The sequence below is a fragment of the Candidatus Accumulibacter vicinus genome, from assembly GCF_000584955.1.
GTDB lineage: Bacteria > Pseudomonadota > Gammaproteobacteria > Burkholderiales > Rhodocyclaceae > Accumulibacter > Accumulibacter vicinus.
Genome location: NZ_JDSS02000010.1, coordinates 2646 through 7792, shown reverse-complemented (window position 1 = coordinate 7792; position 5147 = coordinate 2646). Strand labels below are relative to the sequence as shown.

Here is a 5147-nt window from a genome sequence, read left to right as displayed (position 1 = left end):
CACGACAGCGCCGCCGTTTCCTCCGCGTAGCGGCTTCGTCCAACCCGTCAGTCCAGCGGACGCCGTGCCGGCGCCGCTGACTTTTGCGGTTAGCCGTCATCCTCGCTTCGATGGCAGCCCATGCCGGCGAATTCATCGTACGTCCTCCACCAATGCCCGGTGCGTGTTGAACTGCCGGACGTACTCTTGCCGAAATGCGTCCATGTCCAGAGCCGTTTCGAAGTCGATCCGGCCGACGAGGCCGAATGCAGCCAGCAGGAAAATGAAGGCCCACAGGGTTTTCATGCTTGCCCCTCCGCTCTTTCTGACGAGTTGCATCAGACCGGCTGGTGGGTATGAATCCGCCGAATACGGCTTGTCAGAAGTATTCATCGTCGTCCTCTGTTTCTTGCCCAAATCCGATGACTTGCGCTGCGATGACCGGCAGGGCCACCACCGCGACCAGAAGCACCACAATCTCAACCCAGTCCATCTCGCTCTCTCCCCGTACTGTGTTTCGTTGCCCATTGCCGGTTGATCTCGAGAGCCGCCTCCCGGTTCGTTGCTAGCGATGTTCCTACCCATCCCTCGACCTGGTTGCTGTCCTCGGTTCGCAGGTGGCTATCGGCAAACAACCCGGTGCGCTTGAAGCGGCTTTCGGGATCAACCAGTTACCTGTTGCTTGACGCGCCAAACTTTAGCCTTGCTAAATTCTTTTGTCAATAGCCTAGCTAAAGTTATTGGTGCAAGTAAATTAGCCAAGCTAAACGCGCCGCCGCGAGCCGGCCGACCAATCCGCAGACGGACGCCGTTCTGCAGGAAAAAGAAAACCGCCTCGGGGGCGGTCGTGGGTTCGTTCAATGCGGTGGTTAGTGCCCGAGCTGTCTCACGTCAGGCGAAAAAAGCCCGCTCGGGGCGGGCTTTGACGGCGAGGCTACAATCTGACGATGTAGTTCGCGAACCACGAAACTGCGGGGACGCCTTGTTTTCTCGTCCCCGCACCCTGGTCAGATAAAGAGCTGCATCTGACCAGGGTGCGAGCGCCAGTGTTGGCATACTGACTCCCGCCGTCCGAAACGGAAACGGGTGTATGCGCGCACGAACACGCTCCTCCAACGGATATAGGCCATGGCCAATTCCTCATGAAGATTGAGGGGGGGTCTTGGCTTGTGCCTACACATTGCGAACTGGTAAGATTCGCCGTCTGCTGAAGACTGATGTGCAGGGCGGTTCGGTTGCCCCCTATGCACCTCACCGAAGGTCCCGAAGTGTTGGTAGCGCTTCGCGGACCTTTTTTTCTGAGTGCGTTTGAACTTTGCTTGATTGCTCTCGATCAGGACAGCGTGGCACCTCTCCCCAGTTGATCGTTGAAATATTTCCGGATCCCCCCTTGGCTGTGGGGTAGTAACCGCCAGTTCCCTGTCTCGTGGCGAACGCGTCCCGCAACGATCGCGGGATGAATGCGCAGCTTATCAGCCAAGGCGCTTGCGTTCTTCGCTGACGGAACGCGCTTTACATCCGATCTATCCCACTCTGCAGCAGGGATCAATGCCTCGGTAGCGCCTTCGTCCGCCTCGCGTTCTTCCTGGCTTGATCGGTTCTTGTCGTCGAGGTTGTCGGCGATGAATAGGTGCGAAGGAGCAAGGTGCTTCTGCACGTGGATAAGTTCATGGAGCAGGGCAAACCAGAAGTTATCCACGCGGTCGTGGCGGAGCGTCAGCGCAATCACAGGCATATCCCCGTTCAGCATTGCCGCTCCATCGAGGTAGGTTTTCTTAAAGTGCTCTTCGACGACCAGGATGATACCGATGTTGGCGAGGAATTCCACTGCTAAGCGTGGCCCTTCTTCAAAGCGAGAAAGCTTCACCAAGTCGCGTAACCACTCCTCGGTGATAGCGCCCTTCCGGTAACGAGTGGCCAGCTTTTGGTGGCGTGCCTTTTTCAGGACGGCAACCCGCCAAACGAGCAAGGCATACTCGTCCATCACCCGCGCGCCGCTTTGATATAGGGGCGACCGAAGAAGTGCTAGCGGGGGCGCTCCGACGCCAAATCCCCGCATGAACCGGCGAATCAGTTCTTCACCCTTTTCTATTGCTTGTCTGACGTCGCCGGTAAAGCCGTCGAAGTAACCTCGGGCCAACATCTCTTGCCAGGGAAACCGCCGATAGTCGTAGTGTGGCTCTTCGGAAAGGTCGACGTCGCCCTCGGCTGATCCCTCGAGGAGAATGTCAGCGGGGATATCAAGGTGCCTGTGAACACTTCGCATCATGGCAAGGCTTAGCGGGCGCTTGCGCGCCAATACCTCGGAAACCTTGGAAAGAGAACCGAAATACGGAAGCAAATCCTTGTTGCTCAGACCCATTTGGTCCATGCGAAACAGAATGGCATCGATGGGGTCCGCAGAGACAGGGGCCACCTTTCCGCGCTCATAGGACTCAATCACCACCGCCAACAACTCAAGTTCTGCCTCCTTGCTCGAACCTGATGCGATATCCTCGTCCATCAAAGCTGATAGACGAGCGATCGCAGCATCGTAATCACGCTGCGTCTTGATAACTCGTACCTGCTGATTCATCTTCAGCTCCTTTCCTTTCCCATGGTCACCGGCGCCTCTTTCAAAAACTCTGTCTGTCATACTCGGCGTGAGTGCCAACCCATTCAATCAAGACGATTTCATTCTGATATCTGACTTTCACCACCAATCTGTATGTGTTGCCCCTGATGTTGAAGATCACCCGGTTGTCATCCAGCAGGCTGGCGCTGGGATAGCGGTTTTTAACATCCTGCGGACCAGCCCAATGTGCTCTCTCGACATCCGTCTGCCAAGCGTTCAAAGCCCCCCGTGAGTCCGCGTGCTGTCGCTTGAAAGCGTCGAGCTTGATGATGCCGAGCAGTTGCATAGAGCTTTTTCGTGCTTCCCATGATAGGATAGATTGTAGTTTCCCAGATTATATGTGTCAACAGTGTTCCCATATTGGGAACACTGTACTTTTCTGGCAAGGTAAGCACACTGTGCTGGCGCCTCGACTCACTCAGGCACCCACTTCCCGATAACGACGCCGCAGATCGTCGCGTTGCCGTCGATCGGGATCAGTTTCGGTCCGGGCCAGTCGGGGTTGAGCGCGCGCAGGAACCGCTGGCCGCCCTCGACCACCAGTTGCTTGAACGTCGCCTCTTGTTCGTCGTCGAGTCGAACGACAACATGTTTGCCGTGATCTGCGCGGGCATCAGGATCGACAAAGATGATGTCGCCAGCCTGATATCGAGGCTCCATGGACAGGCCTCGGACGCGTAGCGCGAAGGTGTGCGGGCCGAACTTCCGCGGACACGGCAGCCATTCTTCGGCGTCTCCAGGCGCGAAGTTGTCCACGATTCCGCACCAGGTGCCGGCCTGCACCCAAGATATGAGAGGCACGCAACCGTGAATGGGCGGGCCTGGCTCGACGTTAGAAAGGCCTTTGCGTGTGAATCGGCTTGTCGTGTCTGCCATGTCGAAGTAACCAGGGGGAAGGTCCAATGCCAATTCGATGATTCTTGCCCCTGCATCACCAATAGCCCTGTGTCCGCTCAGCCATTGGTTCACCTGTGCCGGTGACCTCTTGATCGCTGCGGCGAAAGCTGCTTGGTTGCCGCCGAATCTCGACTGGATGAGGGCGCGGAGTTTGGTCATTCTGTCCATGGCTAATATTAAGCGATGCTATAGATAGCTTGGCTATTGACTTTGCTGTTTAGCGAGGCTAATGTTTTGGTATGAACCAAATAGCGCTCGCCTGCAAACTTGTTGGCTCTCAGGCAATCCTTGCCCACCGGATCGGCGTGTCTCCTGCCGCCGTCAACCAGTGGATCAGCGGTCATCGCCCCGTCCCTCTGGAACGGTGCGTTGCCATTGAGCTTGCCACGAATGGGCAAGTCAGCCGCCAGGATCTTCGTCCGGATGACTACTGGCTGATCTGGCCAGAGTTGGTCGCGCCAAATTTGCAAAGTGTCGAGGCCTCCGCATGAGCCCCATCCATCCCCTGTCGTGCATGGTTCAGCCGGCCATTGGCGCCGTTCTTGGCGTCTTGGTCGCACTGCCCGCGCAGTCCTGGCCGATGCATGTGTAATGGCCACACGAGGACGCAAACCTTCCGGCAGGAACAACATCGTCAAGACGCAGTTGGATGATGACGAATACATGGGACTGACCATGCTCCAGCAGTTTGAGGACATATCGACTATTTCCGAGGCAGCGCGAATCGCCATCAGGAGGTATGCCCGGTGGTATCTCGCTGAGCACAGTAACGCGCCCGTCGTGCCAAGGACAATGTCATTACAGGTCCAGTAAGACCCACGAAATGAAACGAGAAATTCCGCATGCAGACCCACACCGGCCATGAGATAACCTTCATTGCGCTCCAGCACCCGCTGCCTGACGACGCGCAGAAAGAACTGAAAGCGCTGGCCGGCGAAATCGCTCTCGCCAAACGTCGTCTTCATGAAGCGACCGATGCTCACAACGAGCAGGTGGTAAGAATTGCCACCAAGGCACGAAATAACGCGATCACGGCGCTGGATATGACGGTCCTGGCGATGCGCAGCAAGATCGGTGTGGAGTTCACGAGGCCCGCGTTCAGGCGTTGCAACTCATTCACTTCCACCGAGGCCTGACGAAATGCCCGATCGCTACTTGATCGACAGCAACCCGCGCGCCGCCGAGTATCACGCGGCCCGCATCGCCCGCGCCCCGGTCGCAGTTCTCACCGCGGCGGTCGTTGTCGCGATCACGCCGGCGCTGATGGCGATGCGGGCCGTTCGCGACTACTGCGAGACATACGCCGCGGTGATGGATCATCAGCCCGGCGAATTCCGCTCGGTTCCGGATTGACCATGGGCGCCCGCAAGAAATGGACTGACTACGCCTCAAAGCTGAGCGTCCAGCCGGCGCTGTTCGACGCGCCGCAGCAGCCCAAGCGGCGTCGGCACCTGATGAACCCGGACACCGGGCAGTTCCTGCCGAAGCCCGCCGACATCGTGCGCATGCTCGGCGGCAGGACGCTGGACCGGGCGCTGATGGCCTGGGCCAAGGTCGACAAAGCCGTCCGCCAGATCGGCACCTACGAGAGCGTGGTGTTCGACGATATCAGACGGACCTTCCCGGAGCCCTTGAGGTAAGTCGTTGATTAATTGCA

At 57.7% G+C, this 5147-nt stretch carries 9 protein-coding genes; 4 read left to right on the top strand and 5 right to left on the bottom strand.

Annotation, left to right across the window (positions count from 1 at the left end; genetic code table 11):
- Positions 1–132: 132 nt before the first annotated feature.
- From CAPSK01_RS21610 to CAPSK01_RS02730, 5 genes are all read right to left on the bottom strand, one after another.
- Entirely contained in the window at positions 133–285 is a 153-nt protein-coding gene (locus CAPSK01_RS21610) for a hypothetical protein (RefSeq protein WP_273702975.1), read from the bottom strand.
- A 1027-nt stretch (positions 286–1312) separates the two neighbouring features.
- Positions 1313–2554: an ImmA/IrrE family metallo-endopeptidase gene (locus CAPSK01_RS02745; RefSeq protein WP_034922182.1), complete on the bottom strand. Its 1242-nt coding sequence runs from the start codon at positions 2552–2554 to the stop codon at positions 1313–1315.
- A gap of 40 nt (positions 2555–2594) precedes the next feature.
- Entirely contained in the window at positions 2595–2879 is a 285-nt protein-coding gene (locus tag CAPSK01_RS02740; RefSeq protein WP_034922177.1) for a type II toxin-antitoxin system HigB family toxin, read from the bottom strand.
- Positions 2880–3007: 128 nt separating this feature from the next.
- Positions 3008–3649 (bottom strand): S24 family peptidase, encoded by a 642-nt coding sequence (locus CAPSK01_RS02735; RefSeq protein WP_273702974.1) that lies wholly within the window; start codon positions 3647–3649, stop codon positions 3008–3010.
- Between the two features lie 17 nt (positions 3650–3666).
- Positions 3667–3888, bottom strand: coding sequence for a hypothetical protein (locus tag CAPSK01_RS02730; protein WP_273702977.1), 222 nt, complete (start codon positions 3886–3888; stop codon positions 3667–3669).
- Here CAPSK01_RS02730 and CAPSK01_RS21605 point away from each other — a divergent pair.
- The 4 genes from CAPSK01_RS21605 (at position 3796) to CAPSK01_RS02710 (ending at position 5130) form a co-directional block, all read left to right on the top strand.
- Positions 3796–3981, top strand: a complete 186-nt coding sequence (locus CAPSK01_RS21605) for a YdaS family helix-turn-helix protein (protein WP_273702976.1) — start codon at positions 3796–3798, stop codon at positions 3979–3981. The genes CAPSK01_RS02730 and CAPSK01_RS21605 overlap by 93 nt on opposite strands.
- Before the next feature lie 351 nt (positions 3982–4332).
- Positions 4333–4626, top strand: a complete 294-nt coding sequence (locus CAPSK01_RS02720; protein WP_034922166.1) for a hypothetical protein — start codon at positions 4333–4335, stop codon at positions 4624–4626.
- 4 nt (positions 4627–4630) lie between these two features.
- Positions 4631–4843: a hypothetical protein gene (locus CAPSK01_RS02715; RefSeq protein WP_034922164.1), complete on the top strand. Its 213-nt coding sequence runs from the start codon at positions 4631–4633 to the stop codon at positions 4841–4843.
- 2 nt (positions 4844–4845) lie between these two features.
- A complete protein-coding gene (locus tag CAPSK01_RS02710) occupies positions 4846–5130 on the top strand; it encodes a hypothetical protein (protein ID WP_034922162.1) in 285 nt (94 codons plus the stop codon).
- Positions 5131–5147 lie beyond the last annotated feature (17 nt).

Coding starts and splice junctions, on each gene's coding strand:
- CAPSK01_RS02715 (WP_034922164.1), top strand. CDS start 4,631: ATGCCCGATCGCTACTTGATCGACAGCAACCCGCGCGCCGCCGAGTAT.
- CAPSK01_RS02710 (WP_034922162.1), top strand. CDS start 4,846: ATGGGCGCCCGCAAGAAATGGACTGACTACGCCTCAAAGCTGAGCGTC.
- CAPSK01_RS02735 (WP_273702974.1), bottom strand. CDS start 3,649: ATGACCAAACTCCGCGCCCTCATCCAGTCGAGATTCGGCGGCAACCAA.
- CAPSK01_RS02745 (WP_034922182.1), bottom strand. CDS start 2,554: ATGAATCAGCAGGTACGAGTTATCAAGACGCAGCGTGATTACGATGCT.
- CAPSK01_RS21610 (WP_273702975.1), bottom strand. CDS start 285: ATGAAAACCCTGTGGGCCTTCATTTTCCTGCTGGCTGCATTCGGCCTC.
- CAPSK01_RS02740 (WP_034922177.1), bottom strand. CDS start 2,879: ATGCAACTGCTCGGCATCATCAAGCTCGACGCTTTCAAGCGACAGCAC.
- CAPSK01_RS02720 (WP_034922166.1), top strand. CDS start 4,333: ATGCAGACCCACACCGGCCATGAGATAACCTTCATTGCGCTCCAGCAC.